This window comes from Stenotrophomonas genospecies 3, assembly GCF_054473855.1.
The window spans coordinates 55,104-72,074 of sequence record NZ_JBTMUR010000006.1 but is presented as its reverse complement, the minus strand read 5'-3'; the positions used below and the strand labels follow the sequence as shown (position 1 = coordinate 72,074).

12 protein-coding genes and 1 riboswitch are annotated in these 16,971 nt (G+C 68.0%); of the genes, 6 read left to right on the top strand and 6 right to left on the bottom strand.

The annotated features are described in order from the left end of the window. Positions 1 to 51: 51 nt before the first annotated feature. Positions 52 to 936, bottom strand: a complete 885-nt coding sequence (locus ACX9OT_RS09725) for a M23 family metallopeptidase (protein ID WP_277778655.1) — start codon at positions 934 to 936, stop codon at positions 52 to 54. 149 nt (positions 937 to 1,085) lie between these two features. Next, positions 1,086 to 1,204, top strand: a riboswitch (SAM riboswitch). A gap of 77 nt (positions 1,205 to 1,281) precedes the next feature. Here ACX9OT_RS09725 and metX point away from each other — a divergent pair. Genes metX through ACX9OT_RS09710 form a run of 3 tightly spaced genes read left to right on the top strand, consistent with a single transcriptional unit; the run spans position 1,282 to position 4,609 of the window. Next, positions 1,282 to 2,313, top strand: coding sequence for a homoserine O-succinyltransferase MetX (metX, locus tag ACX9OT_RS09720; RefSeq protein ID WP_049461931.1), 1,032 nt, complete (start codon positions 1,282 to 1,284; stop codon positions 2,311 to 2,313). Beyond that, positions 2,310 to 3,545, top strand: a complete 1,236-nt coding sequence (locus ACX9OT_RS09715) for an O-succinylhomoserine (thiol)-lyase (RefSeq protein WP_032127792.1) — start codon at positions 2,310 to 2,312, stop codon at positions 3,543 to 3,545. Before metX ends, ACX9OT_RS09715 begins: the two co-directional genes overlap by 4 nt. Beyond that, the gene (locus ACX9OT_RS09710) at positions 3,542 to 4,609 is read left to right on the top strand and encodes a homoserine dehydrogenase family protein (protein ID WP_032127793.1); all 1,068 of its coding nucleotides are present in this window, start codon (positions 3,542 to 3,544) and stop codon (positions 4,607 to 4,609) included. Before ACX9OT_RS09715 ends, ACX9OT_RS09710 begins: the two co-directional genes overlap by 4 nt. A gap of 48 nt (positions 4,610 to 4,657) precedes the next feature. On the opposite strand, the gene ACX9OT_RS09705 is transcribed toward ACX9OT_RS09710, so the two are convergent. Together ACX9OT_RS09705 and ACX9OT_RS09700 are read right to left on the bottom strand one after the other, a co-directional pair. After that, on the bottom strand, positions 4,658 to 5,653 hold the full coding sequence (locus ACX9OT_RS09705; RefSeq protein WP_459001867.1) for an alpha/beta fold hydrolase: 996 nt from the start codon (positions 5,651 to 5,653) through the stop codon (positions 4,658 to 4,660). 122 nt (positions 5,654 to 5,775) lie between these two features. Beyond that, the gene (locus tag ACX9OT_RS09700) at positions 5,776 to 7,158 is read right to left on the bottom strand and encodes an L-serine ammonia-lyase (protein WP_459001865.1); all 1,383 of its coding nucleotides are present in this window, start codon (positions 7,156 to 7,158) and stop codon (positions 5,776 to 5,778) included. A 100-nt stretch (positions 7,159 to 7,258) separates the two neighbouring features. Between ACX9OT_RS09700 and ACX9OT_RS09695 the strand changes: the two genes are divergently transcribed. Further along, positions 7,259 to 7,489: a glutaredoxin family protein gene (locus ACX9OT_RS09695; protein ID WP_032127830.1), complete on the top strand. Its 231-nt coding sequence runs from the start codon at positions 7,259 to 7,261 to the stop codon at positions 7,487 to 7,489. 99 nt (positions 7,490 to 7,588) lie between these two features. On the opposite strand, the gene ACX9OT_RS09690 is transcribed toward ACX9OT_RS09695, so the two are convergent. Genes ACX9OT_RS09690 through ACX9OT_RS09680 form a run of 3 tightly spaced genes read right to left on the bottom strand, consistent with a single transcriptional unit; the run spans position 7,589 to position 9,380 of the window. Next, the gene (locus ACX9OT_RS09690) at positions 7,589 to 8,161 is read right to left on the bottom strand and encodes a YceI family protein (RefSeq protein WP_010482754.1); all 573 of its coding nucleotides are present in this window, start codon (positions 8,159 to 8,161) and stop codon (positions 7,589 to 7,591) included. A 3-nt stretch (positions 8,162 to 8,164) separates the two neighbouring features. Continuing rightward, positions 8,165 to 8,737, bottom strand: a complete 573-nt coding sequence (locus ACX9OT_RS09685) for a cytochrome b (protein WP_005410672.1) — start codon at positions 8,735 to 8,737, stop codon at positions 8,165 to 8,167. 10 nt (positions 8,738 to 8,747) lie between these two features. Beyond that, on the bottom strand, positions 8,748 to 9,380 hold the full coding sequence (locus ACX9OT_RS09680; protein WP_032127796.1) for a YceI family protein: 633 nt from the start codon (positions 9,378 to 9,380) through the stop codon (positions 8,748 to 8,750). Between the two features lie 165 nt (positions 9,381 to 9,545). Here ACX9OT_RS09680 and ACX9OT_RS09675 point away from each other — a divergent pair, with 165 nt between their 5' ends. After that, positions 9,546 to 13,091 carry a hybrid sensor histidine kinase/response regulator gene (locus ACX9OT_RS09675; RefSeq protein ID WP_459001862.1) on the top strand — a complete coding sequence of 1,182 codons (3,546 nt, stop codon included), beginning with the start codon at positions 9,546 to 9,548 and terminating at the stop codon, positions 13,089 to 13,091. Between the two features lie 96 nt (positions 13,092 to 13,187). Continuing rightward, entirely contained in the window at positions 13,188 to 16,715 is a 3,528-nt protein-coding gene (locus ACX9OT_RS09670) for a hybrid sensor histidine kinase/response regulator (RefSeq protein ID WP_459001860.1), read from the top strand. Positions 16,716 to 16,971 lie beyond the last annotated feature (256 nt).

Sequence of the window (16,971 nt, the reverse complement as noted above, 5' to 3'; positions counted from 1 at the left end):
CCGGGGCGCTTTTCAAAGAGATAAGCGCCCGATTATACCGGCCGGGGCCGTTCAGCGCCCGATGCCGCCCTCGACCTCGCCCTGGCGGGCGAACTGCAGTTGGCCCTGCTCGGCGAAGATGCGTGCCGGCACCGAGCGCAGGCCCATGCCGCGGTTGACCTGCACCACGAAGTGCAGGTGCGGCGCGCTGCTGAAGCCGCTGTTGCCGGACAGGCCGAGCGGCTGCCCGGTCCCCACCGCCTGGCCGCGACGCACGCGCATGCCGCCGGCCTGCAGGTGGCCGTACAGCGCCATGCTGCCGTCGCTGTGCAGCACACGGATGAAGTTGGCGCGGGCACCATCACGTTCGCGGTCCTGGCCGTTGCCACGGAAGCCATCCTGGATCTGCATCACCGTGCCCTCGCGCGCGGCCAGCACCAGCGTGCCCTCCGGCAGCGCGAAGTCCACCGCGTCGCGGTTCTCCTCGTCATCGTGGCTGAACCGGCCCTGCGGCGCCTGGTCCACGCGCGGACGGGCCGCATCGAACGGCAGGCGATAGGCGACATCTTCGGCCTGTGCGGCCGGGTTGCCCGGCACCGACTGCAGGCGCAGATCCAGCGTGCGGCCATCGAGCGGGGCGGGCAGGTGGCCGACCACCAGGCTGCTGTCGCCCTGGATCAGCGATTGCAGCGGCAGCCCTTCGACCGGGCGTCCGGGTGCAGCGCGCAGTTCGATCTGCAGCGGTCCTGCCAGCCCATTGTCGATCCGGGCCTGCCATTGCGTGCCGACCGGCTGCAGGCGCAGCCGGGCCATGGGGGCGGCGCCCTCGGCACTGCCAGCGTGGGTGGTTGGGGGGGCGGGGGAAACCAGTCCCCAGCCTTGGCGCCAGTCACCGGCGCTGGCCGTCGTGCTCGCCAGCAGGGACATCAGCAGGCAGATCAGGGGCAGGCGCAGCATCAGTGGTTCCAGAGGGTAGGGACCGCCGGGACTGTAGCCGATCCTGAACAGGACGACCGCGACCGCCTTCGCATAGTCACGTTGAAAATATTCATCGCTTTATCCGCATGAAGGGATTGACAGTGCCGGAAAGGGCTGGCATCGTGGCTCCACCATCGAGACCGGCAGAGGGACAGGCCCTTTGAAGCCGGGGCAGCCCGCGGATGCGAAAGCGTCTGCGTAGGTGCCAAATCCTGCGGGGACCGTGGCGTCCACCGAAAGATGGTTCGAACCATGCACCCCACGTGCATCTCGAACGCGGGCCCCGCGAAGGCTCGATGGCCGATTCCCCAACCGGATCCCGCCATGAGCTTCGCCGCCAGTACCGCGCTTCGCCCCGAACCCTTTGTCCCCGTCAGCGTGCCGGTCGAAGACCGCGTGCATGCCGAGCGCGGTGAGTTCGCCGCGGTGCTGTCGATGCGTCACGCCGGCCCCAGCCCGGTGCGCCTGCGCTATGAGTGGGTCGGCCCGGCCAATGCGCCGGTGGTGGTGCTGGCCGGTGGCATTTCCGCCCATCGCCACGTGGCGTCCAATGCACAGTTCAGCGAGAAGGGCTGGGCCGAAGACCTGGTCGGCAGCGGGCGCGCGCTGGATCCGCAGCAGCTGCGTGTACTGGCCTTCGACTTCATCGGCGCCGATGGTGCACTGGATGTGCCGATCGATACCGCCGACCAGGCCGATGCACTGGCGCTGCTGCTGGACCATCTCGGCATCCGCACGCTGAAGGCGTTCGTGGGCTACTCCTACGGGGCGCTGGTCGGCCAGCAGTTCGCGATCCGCCACCGTGCACGCGTGCGCCAGCTGGTGCTGGCCAGTGGCGCGCATCGCCCGCATCCGTATGCCGCCGCCTGGCGCGCATTGCAGCGCCGCGCGGTCGCGTTGGGCCAGCTGCAGTGCGGCGAAGACCACGGTCTGGCGTTGGCCCGGCAGTTCGCCATGCTCAGCTACCGCACCCCGGAAGAGTTCGGCGAGCGCTTCGACGCCGCACCGGAAGTGATCAATGGCCGTGTGCGCGTGGCCGCCGAAGATTATCTCGATGCGGCCGGTGCGCAGTACGTCGCGCGCACGCCGGTGACCGCTTACCTGCGCCTGTCCGAATCGATCGACCTGCACCGCGTCGACCCCACCGCGATCCTGCCGCCCACCGTAGTTGTCGCGGTGGAGGGTGACCGCCTGGTGCCGCTGGCCGACCTGGTCGGTCTGGTCGAAGGGCTGGGCCCGCGCGGCAGTCTGCGCGTGCTGCGCTCGCCCTACGGCCACGACGCCTTCCTCAAAGAAACCGATCGCATCGACGCGATCCTCGCCACCGCCTTCCGCAATTCTGGAGAGTCCGCATGAGCCTGCACGCAAACGAGCCGTCCTGTAGTCGCACCACTGCCGCCGTCCGTGCCGGCATCGATCGGGACACCGCGCATGGTGCGGTCACGCCGCCGATCGTGCTGTCGTCGAACTTCAGCTTTGAAGGCTTCGGCAACAAGCGCCAGTACGACTACACGCGCAGTGGCAACCCGACCCGTGACCTGCTCGGCGAGGCGCTGGCGGAACTGGAGGGCGGCGCCGGCGGCGTCATCACCGCCACCGGCATGGGCGCGATCAACCTGGTGCTGAACGCGCTGCTGCAGCCGGGCGACACCCTGGTGGTGCCGCACGATGCATACGGCGGCAGCTGGCGCCTGTTCAATGCGCTGGCGAAAAAGGGCCACTTCGAACTGGTCACCGCCGACCTGACCGATCCGCGCGCACTGGCGCAGGCGCTGGCCACGCAGCCGAAGCTGGTGCTGGTGGAAACCCCGTCCAACCCGCTGCTGCGCATCACCGACCTGCGCTTCGTCATCGAGGCCGCGCACAAGGCCGGTGCACTGGTGGTAGTCGACAACACCTTCCTGTCGCCGGCACTGCAGCAGCCGCTGTCGTTCGGTGCCGACCTGGTGCTGCATTCCACCACCAAGTACATCAATGGCCACAGCGATGTGGTCGGTGGGGCGGTGGTCGCGCGCGATCCGGCGCTGCACGAGCAGCTGGTGTGGTGGGGCAACGCGCTGGGCCTGACCGGCTCGCCGTTCGATGCGTTCCTGACCCTGCGCGGCCTGCGCACGCTGGATGCGCGCCTGCGCGTGCACCAGGAGAACACCGCGTCGATCGTTGCCCTGCTGGACCAGCATCCGGCGGTCGGCGCGGTGTATTACCCGGGCCTGGCCGATCACCCGGGCCACGCCATCGCCGCGCGCCAGCAAAGCGGCTTCGGCGCGATGCTGTCGTTCGAACTGGCCGACTGCGAAGGCGATGATCCACATGCCGCAGTGCGTGCCTTCGTCGATGGCCTGCGCTGCTTCACCCTGGCCGAATCGCTGGGTGGCGTCGAAAGCCTGATCGCGCACCCGGCCACCATGACCCATGCGGCGATGACCGCTGAAGCGCGCGCGGCCGCCGGCATCAGCGAAGGCCTGCTGCGCCTGTCGGTCGGCATCGAGGCCGAGCGTGACCTGCTGGCTGATCTCGGCGCAGCGCTGCAGCGCGCCGAAGCCGTGATAGATGCGGCTGCGCGCCGCAAACAGGTGGTGGATGCATGAGCGCGCTCGCCGCTGACATTCCTGCGCTGGGCGTGGGACGCCTGGCGCTGCTCGGCACCGGCACGGTGGGCTCTGCCTTCGTGCAGCGCTACCAGGCGTTGCAGGCACGCGGGTTGGAACTGCCCAGCGTGCAGTGGCTGGCCAATTCGCGCACCGCACTGGCGATCGACCGTGATCTGGCGTTGCCGCTGGAGCTGGCACGACGCGCACCGCGTGACGGTCTCAGCTCACCGCCATGGGCGAGCGCCGAAGGGCTGGAACGGGGTGACGTGGTGGTCGATGCCACTGCCAGCGAAGATGTGGCCGCACGTCACGTGCAGTGGCTGGCGCGTGGGGTGCACGTGGTCACCGCCAACAAGCTGGGCCGCGGTGCGCAGCTGGCACGTGCCACGGCCATCGCCGAGAGCTGCGCAGACAGTGGCGCACGCTATGGCGACAGCGCCACCGTCGGTGCCGGCCTGCCGTTGCTGAGCAGCCTGCGCGCGCTGGTAGCCGGTGGCGACCACATCCACGCCATCGAGGGCGTGCTGTCCGGCTCGCTGGCGTGGCTGTTCCATCGCTATGACGGCCAATCGCCGTTCTCGGCGGCGGTGCGCGAGGCGCTGGCGGCCGGTTATACCGAACCGGACCCGCGTCTGGATCTGTCCGGCGAGGACGTGCGCCGCAAGCTGCTGATCCTGGCGCGCAGCAGCGGGCTGGCGCTGGATGCTTCGCAGGTGCAGGTGGATTCACTGGTGCCTGAAGCGCTGGCAGCGCTGCCGCTGGAGGATGCGGTGGCTGCGCTCGAGCAGCTGGATGCGCCGCTGCAGGCGCGCTGGCAGCAGGCACGCGACAATGGTCGTGTGCTGCGTTTCGTCGGCCGCGTTGATGGCGAGGGTGCGCAGGTAGGCCTGCGCGAGTTGCCGGCCGATCACCCCTTGGCGCAGGGTGCGGGCACCGACAACCGCGTGGCCATCCACAGTGATCGCTACCGCCGCCAGCCGTTGCTGATCCAGGGGCCGGGCGCGGGTGCGGAAGTCACTGCGGCCGCGTTGCTGGATGACGTGCTGCGGATCGTGGGTTGATGTCCGTGCTGCTGCGCTTGCCGGGCCATGCCCGGCGGGCCCGCAATCTCAACGCGATCTCAACGCCTTCAACAATGCCGCATTGAACTGCTTCGGGTCCTGCACCTGTGGCGAATGGCCCAGTTCGGCGAACTCGACCAGCGTCGCGCCGGGAATCGTCGCGGCCGCCGACTTGCCGAGCACCGGATAATTGCCCAGCGTCGCCTTCACCGCAGGCGGCGCCAGGTCACGGCCGATCGCGGTGCGGTCCTTCTGGCCGATGAACAACGTGGTCGGCACCTGCAGATTCTTCAGTTCGTAGACCACCGGCTGGTTGAACACCATGTCCGATGCCAGTGCCTGGCTCCACGCAACGACCTGCTTGCCCGGGCCTTCATACATGCCCGACTGCATCCGCGCCCACGGTTCATACGCCGGCTTCCATTTGCCGTCGTAGTACACGTCCAGCTGGTAGCGGCGGATGCTGTCATAGCTGATGTTCATTTCGCCGGCGTACCACGTGTCCACGCTGCGCCAGGGAACACCCAGCGCCTTCCAGTCTTCCAGCCCGATTGGATTGACCAGTGACAGGCTGCGCAGGTCCTGCGGGAACATCAGCGCGTAGCGCACCGCCAGCATGCCGCCCATCGAATGACCGACCAGGTGCACCGGTACATCACCCAGTTGCAGCTGTTGCAGCAGGGCATGGGTGTTGGCGGCCAGCTGCGCGAACGAATACTGGTAGCGTTCGGGCTTGCTGGATTTGCAGAAGCCCACCTGGTCCGGGGCGATCACCCGGTAGCCGGCGTTCAGCAGCGGCGCGATGGTCTGCTGCCAGGTGGCTGCGCAGAAATTCTTGCCGTGCAGCAGCACCACCACGCCGATGGCGCGGCGTTTGGGCAGGACATCCAGATAGGCCATTTCCAGTGGCTGCCGCTGCGACTCCAGCGCGAAGATCTTCACCGGATAGCCGTAGTCGAAACCTTCCAGCCGCGGACCATAGGTCGGCGCGGCAAGCGCGGACAGCGGCAGGCAGGCAAGCAGGGCAGCAGCGATCACGCGCATGGGGCCAATCCGGGGCGGGGGAGCCCCGAGCCTAACCGGAACGCGGTGACGGTGTCGTCCGATGTTGAGCCGGGCTCATGCCCGGCTGCAGGGTAGAGCCAGGCCATGCCTGGCTGCGGCCATCAGCATTCGATGACGTTCACCGCCAGGCCACCGCGGCTGGTTTCCTTGTACTTGTCCTGCATGTCGCGGCCGGTATCGCGCATGGTCTTGATCACCTTGTCCAGCGACACCTTGTGCTTGCCGTCGCCGCGCATCGCCATGCGCGAGGCATTGATCGCCTTCACCGCACCCATCGCATTGCGCTCGATGCACGGGATCTGCACCAGGCCGCCGATCGGGTCGCAGGTCAGGCCCAGGTTGTGTTCCATGCCGATTTCCGCAGCATTCTCGATCTGGCTCGGGTTGCCGCCCAGCGCCGCGACCAAGCCGCCGGCCGCCATCGAGCAGGCCACGCCCACTTCGCCCTGGCAGCCCACTTCGGCACCGGAAATCGAAGCGTTTTCCTTGTACAGGATGCCGATCGCCGCCGAGGTCAGCAGGAAGTCGAACACACGCTGCTCGTTGGCGCCGGGGCAGAAACGGTCGAAGTAATGCAGCACCGCCGGCAGCACGCCGGCTGCACCGTTGGTCGGCGCGGTCACCACGCGACCACCGGCGGCGTTTTCTTCGTTCACCGCCAGTGCGTACAGGTTGACCCAGTCCAGCGTGGTCAGCGGATCGCGCATCGCCGCTTCCGGCTTCGACGACAGCTCGCGGTACAGCGCCGGTGCACGACGGCCGACCTTCAGGCCACCCGGCAGCACGCCTTCCTCGCGGATGCCACGCGCGACGCACGACTGCATCGCGCTCCAGATCTCGCGCAGGTTGGCGCGGATCTCGTCTTCGCTGCGCCAGCACTTCTCGTTCTCGAACATCAGCTGGGCGATGCTCAGGCCGCTGCGTGCGGTCTGCGCCAGCAGCTCGTCGCCGCTCTTGAACGGGTAGGGCAGCGGGGTCTCGTCGGGCACGATGCGGTCATCGGCCGCGTCGTCCTGGTTGACCACGAAGCCGCCACCGACCGAGTAATAATCGCGGGTGGCGATCACTTCGTCCTCGGCGCTGTACGCGGTGAAGCGCATGCCGTTGGTGTGGTAGGGCAGCTTCTGGCGCTTGTTCATGCCGAGGTCGCGCTTCTCGTCGAAGGCAATCTCGTGCTGGCCCATCAGCTGGATGCGCTTGCTGCTGCGGATGCGCTCCAGCGTGGCCGGGATGATGTCCGGGTCGATCAGGTTCGGCCGCTGCCCTTCCAGGCCGAGCAGGATCGCCTTGTCGGTACCATGGCCGCGGCCGGTCAGCGCCAGCGAGCCGTAGACGTCGGCACGGATGCGCGCGACCTCGTGCAGGCGGCCCGGGTCGAGCAGCCAGCGGTGGATGAATCGCTCGGCGGCCTTCATCGGCCCGACGGTGTGCGAGGAGCTCGGGCCAATGCCGATCTTGAAAACGTCGAACGTGCTGACAGCCATGGTTGCCGTACTGCGGGTACCGGAAGAGACCGCTATTCTAGCGGTTCACGCCGCACTTCAATGGCTGCGGCGCAGCATTTCCACCAAGGGGACCCTGCCGGTGTTGACTCTGTTCCAGCGTGACGACTGCCACCTGTGCGACATGGCGCTGGCCGAGCTGGCCAAGGCCCGGGCGCCGGAATTCGAATCGGTGTTCCTGGATGACCAGCCAGCGCTGGAATCGCGCTACGGCGCGCGGGTGCCGGTGCTGCGCGACGAGCGCGGCGACCGTGAGCTGGACTGGCCGTTCGACGCGGCTGCGGTTCAAGCCTGGCTGGCTGTCGAACGGTAGTGCCGGCCGCTGGCCGGCACCTGCCCGCATCGGTGAGGTTGCCGGCCAGCGGCCGGCACCACCGGAGATGATGGCCGGGGCGGTGCCCCGGCCCGTTGATCATTTCGCGTCGAACTTCACGATCGTGCTGATCGCGGTTTCGTCCGGGATGGTCTTGGTGTCGGCCCAGTCACCGCTGCCGACGCCGAAGTCCAGGCGCTTGACGGTGGCCTTGCCGGTCAACACCGGCTGGGTGCCCGGCTTCCAGGTGAAGGTGAGGGTGACCGGCTTGCTGACGCCGCGCAGCTCCAGCGTGCCGTCGGCGGCGAACTGGTCGTTGCCCACCGCACGGAAGCCCTTGGCGGTGTAACGCGCAGTGGCGAACTTGCCGACGTTGAAGAAGTCGGCGGTCTGCAGGGTCGAGTCGCGGTCGCTGTTGCCGCTCTTGGCACCGGCCAGCGGAATCACCACGTCCAGCGAACCGGCGGCCGGGTTGGCCGGGTCGAAGCTGAGCTTGGTGGCAAAGCCCGGAAAGCTGCCGGTGAACACTTCGCCGTCGTACTTGGTGGCGAACACCAGGATCGAGCCGGCGCCGGGGGCCTGCGCGTAGTCCGCGGCGAGCGCCGGGGCGGTGGCCAGCATGCCGGCCAGGGCGGCGGCCACGGCGGCCGGAGTGGTCAGTTTCAGGTTCATCGGTCAGTCCTTCTGAGGGGAGGCGAGCCAGCCGCGCGGCAACATGCGGGACAACGTTGCATCGCGCTGGAACAGGTGGTGGTAGAAGGCAGCGCCGGCATGGGCCAGCACCACCGCGATCAATAGCCAGAAGCCGTATTCGTGGATGGCGTGGGACACCGCGACGACCTGCGGATCCGGGCCACTCAGCTTGGGCACATCAACCAGGCCGAACCAGCGGAACGGGCGCAGGCCACTGGCCGAGTCGTACAGCCAGCCCGACAGCGGGATGGCGAACATCAGCACATACAACAGCACGTGGGTGGCGCTTGCGATGCGCTCCTGCCAGCTGGGCACGCCCGGCACCGGCTTGGGGGCGCCGGCGTACAGGCGCCAGCCGAGGCGGAACAGCACCAGCGCCAGTACGGTGATGCCGATCGACTTGTGTGCGGTGTAGACCCAGAAGTACTTGGGCGTCTTGGGCAGTTCACCCATGGTCAGGCCGACCACGCCCAGGGCGAGGATCAGCAGTGCGATCAACCAATGCAGGATCTGGCTGACACTCCCCCAGGCGGCGGGGGTGTTCTTGGCGGTCATGAAAGGTCCTCTAGCGGGCCGTCTTGGGGTCGGAGTGCGGAACGGGAGCGGGAGTTCCCGGGGCGTCGCTGCGGTCGAGGGTGGCTTCAGCCTCGATCCTCAGCTGTACTGCATCACCGATGACGCCCGGCCAGGCGGTGATGCCGAACGCGCGCCGGCTCAGCGTGGTGCTGGCGGAGAAACCGGCGGTGCGTCGGAACGGGGGGAGGGGGTAGCGCTTGATGGCGTTGAGGGTCACGTCCAGGGTGACTTCCTGGCTGACGCCGCGCAGGGTCAGGGTACCGATCACGTGCGCACGCTTGGCATCGATCGGTTCGACCCGGCTGGAGACGAAATGTGCCTTCGGGAAACGCTCGCCATCCAGAAGGCTGCGGGCCAGCGTGGCCTGGTTCCATTTGGCATCACCAAGGTCCAATCGCGACACGGGGACCTCGACATCCAGTGTGGCCTCGCGCCAGTTGTCGGGATCGAACTGCAGGCGGCCCTCACTGCCGGAGACCGTCCCCATCGCCTGCGAGTAACCCGCGTGGTCGATGGTGAACAGCACACGCGTATGCACCGGATCGAGGCGATAGGTATCTGCATCCGCCCAGGCGGGGGCGGTGGCGAGCAGCATCGGCAGCAGGGCCAGGCAGGGACGCATCGATGGCGGGCTCCGGAAGGGGGACGATGCGATCATACGCACAGCCCCCCGCCAACGTTGCGTGCATGGCTGCAACAGTTCGTGGTGGGTCCACCGGTGGAAACAGGCTGTTGCAGCCATGAACCCGGCCCTGTGTGACAATCGGGACAGGACAGGGGGTTCAGGATGACGAGCGGTTGGCGCCTGTGGTGCCGAGGCATCGCGGGAATGGGGCTGCTGCTGATGGCGTTCGCCACGGCGGCCACGGCCCTCGACATGGCGGAAACACCGCGCCTGCGCCGTTTCGGTGCAGCTGAAGGCATGCCCTCGCGCATGGTGCTGGCGCTGGCCGAGGACCGCCAGGGCCATATCTGGGCGGCCACCGATGGTGGCCTGGTGCGCTATGGCGGCGGCAACCTGCGGGTCTGGGAACATGATCCGGAGCAGCCGGGCTCGCTGCCCGGCAACGAGATCGAGACCCTGCTGGTCGATCCCCTGGACCGCGTCTGGGTCGGCATCAATGGCAAGGGCGTGGCCCGGCTGGATGCCGACCGCGAACGCTTCAAGACCTTCGATGCGGTCAACGGCCCCTGCATGAGCCAGTTCTGGACGCTGGCCTACGCCGAGGATGCACTGTGGATCGGCACCAGTGGCCATGGCGTCTGCCGTTTCGGTGAAGACGGCAGCCTGCGCTTCTTCGAGCATGATCCGGCCCGTCCTGGCGGGTTGCCCAGCAATACCATCTACAGCAGCCTGGTCGATGCGCAGGGGCGACTGTGGATCGGCACCGAGGCGGGCATTGCGCGCTGGAACGGGACTGGATTCGAGGCTGTCGCGCCGCGCGAACTGGGGGCGCTGAGTGTATTGCGCCTGAGCCGCGACCCCGATGGCTCGATCTGGGCCGGCAGCCAGAATGACGGCCTTTACCGTATCGACGCGCAGGACCGGGTCAGCCGTCCGCGCTGGGCCGACAGTGCGCGCCTGCGTTCGGCACTGGTGCTGGCCGATCGCCAGGGCGGTTACTGGGCGGGCACCTCCGATGGCCTGTTGCGTGGAGATGCCAGCATGCTGCGGCGGCTCGACGGCGACCGCGGCAGTGGCTTCCTCACTGCCCAGAGCGGTGTGCTTGATCTGATGCAGGACCATGAGGGCGGATTGTGGGTGGCGCTGCTGACCCAGGGCCTGGCCTACCTGCCGCCGGACTGGCGCCGGTTTTCGATCTGGAACCAGCTCGACGGCAAGCCGCTGGACAGCCAGTACCTGCTGAGTGCAGCCAGTGATGGCCGGAATTACTACGTCGGCTCAGCGCATGGCGTGTACCAGCTGGACGCGCAGGGAGTACTGAAGTTGCTGGCCAGCGATCGCGAGATCGGCAGCGGGGCGGTGTGGTCGGTGCTGCCGCGGCCGGACGGGCGCCTGTGGCTGGGGCGTGCCGGCCGCATCAGCGTGTACGACCCGGCCACCCGCGCGCTGCACGATTGGCATATCGATGGGGGAGCCGATCTGCGCCAGCGCATCGATCTGATGCGGCAGGCCCCCGATGGCACGGTCTGGCTGTCGGTGATGAACCTGGGCCTGCAGCAGCGCAGCGCCGATGGCCGCGTGCTGCGTAGTTACCCGCTGGAGGATCTCCGCAAGACCGCCGATTCACCGGTTGAGCAGATCCGCTTTGATGCACAGGGCAAGGCCTGGGTGATGGGCGACATGGGGATCTGGCGTGAACAGGCCGGGCGCTTCGAAGCGGTGCCGGGCGTTTCGCGCGGGCTGATCTACGATCTGGTGTGGGTGGATCCACAGCAGCTGTGGCTGGCCCGGCAGGGCGCGCTGGAACGCTACCAATGGGATGGCATGAGCCTCCGCCTGATCCAGCGCATCGATGGCAGTGCTGGCGTGCCCTCAGTCAGCATGGGAGGACTGGCGCTGGCCGAAGACGGCCGCCTGTGGGCGACCACGCCACGTGGCCTGCTGCGGTGGGACCCGAAAACGCGCCGCCTGCAGCAGTTCAACGAACGCGATGGTCTGCCCGACGCCGAGTTCACCAGCAGGCCGCCGGCGGTGAATGCCGATGGTCGCGTGCTCGCGGTGGCCCAGACCGGCCTGGTCGTGTTCGATGTGAATGCTGCCGATGCGGTGCTGCCGCCGTCGTCGCTGGTGATCGCCGAGGTCCGCGTGCGGCGCGATGATGCTCGCGGCTGGCAACCGCTGCCGACCACCGGCACGCTGTTGCTGGGCCCGGATGATCGTGATCTGCAGATCGATGCGCGACTGCTTTCCTATGCCAATCCGCAGGGCAACCGTTACCGCTTCCGGGTGCAGGGCTACGACCAGAACTGGGTGGAGCAGGGCGGTGACGGCCAGCGCACGCTGTCGCGGCTGCCGACCGGCAGCTACGTCATTGAAGTCCAGGCGGCAACGGCCAGTGGCACGTGGACGCCTTCACAGCGGTTGCAGGTGAAGGTGCTGCCGCCCTGGTGGCGCAGCGGCATGGCGATCTTCGGCTACCTGCTGATCGGCTCGCTGCTGCTGCTTATCCTGGTGTGGTCGATCCGTGCGCGCCTGCGCCGCCGCCAGCAATGGCAGTTGACCGTGCACAAGCAGCAACTGGCAGAGCAGGCCTCCCAGGCCAAGAGCCGGTTCCTGGCCACGCTGGGCCATGAGGTGCGCACGCCGATGACCGGTGTGCTTGGCATGAGCGAGTTGCTGCTGGCCACCCCGCTGGATGCGGTGCAGCGCAGCTATGCAGGCTCGATCCAGCAGGCTGGCAGCCACCTGCTGCGGCTGGTCAATGACGCACTGGATCTGGCCCGCATCGAGGCCGGCCGGCTGGAGCTCGACCTGCGCCCGTTCGATCTGGCTGGCCTGCTCGACCAGGTGCAGGCGTTGATGGAGCCGATGGCGAAGCAGCGCAACCTGGGGTTCCAGCGTGGGGGCGATCCGCTGGGGCCGATCAGCGTCAGCGGCGACGAGATGCGCGTGCGGCAGATCCTGCTCAACCTGCTGGGCAATGCAATCAAGTTCACCGAGCGCGGGCACGTCGGCCTGGCCGTGCGCCTGGAAGAGAACGGTGGCGGACTCTGCTTCGAAGTGCATGACACCGGCCCGGGCATCAACGCCGAGCAGCAGGACCGGCTGTTCCATCGCTTCGAACAGGCGGACGGCCCGCGCACCGCGTCGCGCTATGGCGGCAGCGGGTTGGGCTTGGCGATCTGCCAGGAGCTGGCCGTGGCCATGAACGGACGCATCGAAGTGGACAGCCAGCCGGGCAAGGGCGCGCGATTCCGGGTGTGGTTGCCGCTGCCCTGGATCCGGCAGGCCGCCAATGCGCCGGGCGAGTCGCCGGTGCTGCCGGTGCTGCCGCCGCTGCGCATCCTGCTGGTGGAAGATGACGCGACCGTGGCCGAGGTCATCGCCGGCCTGCTGCGTGGCCGTGGCCACGACGTGGTGCATGTGCTGCATGGCCTGGGCGCGCTTTCGGAGATTGCCACCGATGGTTTTGACGTGGGCCTGCTCGATCTCGATCTGCCCGCGCTGGACGGCACCGCCATCGCTCGCCAGCTGCGCACCATGGGCTATGAACTCCCCCTGGTGGCGGTCACCGCGCGCTCCGATGCCTACGCCGAGACCCAGGTCCTGGCGGCCGGGTTCGATGGCTTCCTGCGCAAGCCGGTGACCGGTGACATGCTGGTGACTGCCATTGCCCAGGCGCGCGCAAAACGACAAGCCGCCCTTTGAATGCGCCAGCGCCGGGCGTGAACGGCGCGACTTTCGGTTTACCATGCCGACGCCCGTAGTGCGGGAATCATCAGAAGCAGCGTGAGGAGGCAATCGGTGGTGTATCTGCGGGCGGCGATGCTGCTGCTGGTCCTCCTGTGCTGCCTGTCGCCCGCTGCGGCGCAGCCGGTGCCACCGAGCCCGCGCCAGGTGACGGTGTTCGACGGCTTGCCGTCCAATACCGTGAACCGCATGGCCGAGGATCGTTACGGTTACCTCTGGATCGCCACCAACGACGGTCTGGCCCGCTACGACGGGCGCAACTACCGGATCTGGCGCTCGGAAGACGGCCTGCGCGACAACCGCATCTGGACGGTGCTGGTCGATGCCCGCAACCAGCTCTGGATCGGCACCGAGAACGCGGGCCTGGTACGGATGTCGGCCGATCGCCGCCAGCTGCATTTCTACGACCGCAGCAGCCAGCCGTTGATGGGCACCAACACGGTCTGGAGCCTGGCCACCACGCCGGATGGTTCGGTCTGGTTCGGCACCCACGAAGGTGGTCTGTACCGCCTGGACAACCAGGACCGGCTGCAGCGCTTCCTGCCCGAAGCGAACAACCCACGCAGCCTGCCGGCCGCATCGGTGCCCTATCTGGCAACCCTGGCCGATGGCAGCCTGTGGATCGGCACCAAGCATGGCGTCGCGCGCTGGACCGGCACGGACTTTGAACGGGTTGGTGCCGGCATTGTTCCCAGCCTGCTGATCAATGGCCTGACGGCCGAGCCCGATGGCAGCCTCTGGATCAGCACGATGGCCGGTGCCATCGTGCGTCGTCCCGATGGTCGTTTTGAGGCACCGTCCTGGAAGCTGCCCGAAGGCGAACAGGTGCTGGGCATGATGCTGCGCGACGAGCAGGGCGGGCACTGGCTGGACACCCGCACCGGCCTTGGCCGCGCGGTCGATGGCCAGTACCAGGCCGTGCCGCTGTACAGCGCGGTGGCGCGTGGCCCGGTACGCCCGAACTGGACCGGCGCCTACGAGGATCGCGAGGGGGGCATCTGGCTGGCCAGCACCAACGCCGGCCTGTGGCACCTGCTGCCGCGCTGGTGGCAGTTCTCGGTGCTGTCGCGGCTGGAGGACGACCCGCGCTCGCTGCGCAATGCCTTCGTGCTGGGTACCAGCCCGTCCAGCAACGGCGGCATCTGGACGGTCGGCAGCCACGGCGCGCTGGACCGCTTCGATCCGAAGACCGGCCGCATCGAACAGCACCGCACCTGGGTCAACGGCATGCACTGGCTGACCTCGGTGCGCGAGGATCGTCGCGGCCAGGTCTGGATCGGCTCCAACGACGCGCTGCTGCGCTACGACCCGAAGCGGCGTGATCTGCGCCGCTGGGGCCGGGATGCCGGCGCCGACGCGACCATGGAAGGGGTCATCGAATCGATGATGACCTGTGATGGTGACAGCCTCTGGCTGATGCTGCCGTCGGGTCTTCAGCAGCGCGATCTGGATGGGCGCCTGCGGCGCCAGCTGGACAATGGCCAGCGCGGATTGCAGCAGGGCCAGCTCAATCTCGATGTGGAATGCGGGCCGCAGGACCATATATGGCTGGCCAGCAGCCGAGGCCTGCTGCAGTGGCTGCCGGAAAGCGAGCGCTTCCAGCCGGTACCGGGCGCACCGGCGACCGCGATCCATGCACTGCACGTGGGCAGCGATGGCCAGGTCTGGCTGTCCGAGGATGGCCGCCTGTCGCGCTACCGCTGGAGCCAGGGCCGGCTGGAGCGGCAGGCCGTGATCGGTGCCGAGCAGGGCTACCCGGCGATCTCCGCTTCGGGGCTGGTGGTCGATGCACAGGGGGTGGCGTGGGCAACCAGCGCGCGTGGCCTGGTGCGCATCGGCGCCGATGGCCAGAGCGTGCGCCTGTATGGCGTGCATGACGGCCTGCCGAGCCAGGAATTCCGCGAGCACACGCTGGTGATGTCGGGAGACGGCCATCTGGTGGCGGGTACGCCGGCCGGTGTGGTGGTGTTCGACCCGGAGCAGGTGCGGCCCTCGATGCGGCGTGCGCCGCTGGTGATCGAGCGGGTGGAGGTGCGCCGCAACGAGCAGGTGCTGGACCTCACCCACGACACGCCGTTGCAGATCGCCGATGGCGACCGCGATCTGCGCATCGTCGCGCGCCTGTTGTCGTTCGCCGATTCGGCGTCCAATACCTATCGTTACCGGTTGGCCGGCTATGACCCGGACTGGGTGGAAGTGGGACCGGCCGGTGAGCGCCTGTTCTCGCGGCTGGCACCGGGCAGCTATCGGCTGGAAGTGCAGGCGCGGTCGGCCGACCATGTCTGGTCACGGGTGCAGAGCCTGGAATTCCGCGTGCAGCCACCGTGGTGGCGCAGCCTGTCCGGCCTGCTGGTGCTGGCCTCGTTCGCGCTGCTGCTGACCAGCTGGTTCGCCTGGCTGTACCGTCGCCGCCTGCAGCGTCGCCACGCCTATCAGCTGGCGCTGCACAAGCAGGAGCTGGCCGAGCAGACGTCGGCGGCCAAGACCCGCTTCCTGGCCAACCTTGGTCATGAGATCCGCACGCCGATGACCGGTGTGCTCGGCATGAGCGAGCTGCTGCTGTCCTCACCGCTGGATCCGCAGCAGCGCGGCTATACACAATCAATCCGCCACGCCGGCGAGCACCTGCTGCATCTGGTCAACGATGCGCTGGACCTGGCGCGGATCGAATCGGGCCGTCTGGAGTTGCAGTCCAAGCCGTTCGCGCTGAGCTGCCTGCTGCAGGATCTGGCGGCGCTGATGGGCCCGTTGGCTGCACAGAAGGGCCTGCGCTTCACCCTCGACAACCAGTTGCCGCCCGGCCTGCAGGCCACCGGCGACGCGATGCGGGTACGGCAGATCCTGCTGAACCTGCTTTCGAATGCGGTCAAGTTCACCAACCGCGGCACCATCACCCTGCACGCGCGCAGCGACGCCGAGCTGCGATCGCTGCATTTCGAAGTGCGCGACACCGGCCCCGGCATCAGCCAGGAGCAACAGCAACGCCTGTTCCGCCGCTTCGAGCAGGCCGATGGTGCACGTACCGCGGCGCAGTACGGCGGCAGTGGCCTGGGCCTGGCGATCTGCCGCGAACTGGCGCATGCGATGCAGGGGCGGATCCAGGTGGAGAGCCAGCTTGGTCGCGGCACCTGCTTCGGCGTGACGTTGCCGTTGCCGATGGTGGTCGATGCCGATGCCGAAGCAGATGGTGAAACGCACCGCGAGGACGCGGCCAACATGCCGCCATTGCGGGTACTGCTGGTGGAGGACGACGCGACTGTGGCCGATGTGGTGCGCGGGCTGCTGAGTGCGCGCGGGCACGAGGTGGTACATGCGGGCCATGCGCTGGCGGCACTGCGTGAGATCAGTGCCGGTGATTTCGACGTCGGCCTGCTGGATCTCGACCTGCCGGGCCTGAGCGGCTTCGAGCTGGCCCAGCATCTGCGCAACCAGGGCTACATGCTGCCACTGCTGGCGGTGACCGCACGTACCGACCCGGACCTGCAGCAGCAGGTGGAGGCGGCCGGCATCGGTGGCTTCCTGCGCAAGCCGGTGACCGGGGAACTGCTGGTGGAAGCGATCGCCCGGGTGATGGGAAGGTAGGGATTATTGCAGGGCTTGCAGCCCTGCACCTGCAGAAGCAACGTCAACGTCAAAAGCGTGCAATCCGTGGGATGGCGGGGTGGGTCCGGTTGCGGGGGACGCTGCAAGTCCCCCTCCGGGGCCCGGCCCAGCCGCTGGCGGCTGTGCGTTCGGGCGCTTGCGAAGCCGTGCTTCGCAAGCAAAGCGCCCTCACCCATGTAAGCTCGGTCGCCGCTTGCTCGTGTGCGCTGTCCTGCGCACACGGCAAGACCGGGGT

Bases quoted from the DNA above. Each gene is read 5' to 3' on its own strand.
- ACX9OT_RS09705 (WP_459001867.1), bottom strand. From the start codon at position 5,653: ATGCGCGTGATCGCTGCTGCCCTGCTTGCCTGCCTGCCGCTGTCCGCG.
- ACX9OT_RS09710 (WP_032127793.1), top strand. From the start codon at position 3,542: ATGAGCGCGCTCGCCGCTGACATTCCTGCGCTGGGCGTGGGACGCCTG.
- ACX9OT_RS09685 (WP_005410672.1), bottom strand. From the start codon at position 8,737: ATGACCGCCAAGAACACCCCCGCCGCCTGGGGGAGTGTCAGCCAGATC.
- ACX9OT_RS09715 (WP_032127792.1), top strand. From the start codon at position 2,310: ATGAGCCTGCACGCAAACGAGCCGTCCTGTAGTCGCACCACTGCCGCC.
- ACX9OT_RS09680 (WP_032127796.1), bottom strand. From the start codon at position 9,380: ATGCGTCCCTGCCTGGCCCTGCTGCCGATGCTGCTCGCCACCGCCCCC.
- ACX9OT_RS09725 (WP_277778655.1), bottom strand. From the start codon at position 936: ATGCTGCGCCTGCCCCTGATCTGCCTGCTGATGTCCCTGCTGGCGAGC.
- ACX9OT_RS09700 (WP_459001865.1), bottom strand. From the start codon at position 7,158: ATGGCTGTCAGCACGTTCGACGTTTTCAAGATCGGCATTGGCCCGAGC.
- metX (WP_049461931.1), top strand. From the start codon at position 1,282: ATGAGCTTCGCCGCCAGTACCGCGCTTCGCCCCGAACCCTTTGTCCCC.
- ACX9OT_RS09675 (WP_459001862.1), top strand. From the start codon at position 9,546: ATGACGAGCGGTTGGCGCCTGTGGTGCCGAGGCATCGCGGGAATGGGG.
- ACX9OT_RS09690 (WP_010482754.1), bottom strand. From the start codon at position 8,161: ATGAACCTGAAACTGACCACTCCGGCCGCCGTGGCCGCCGCCCTGGCC.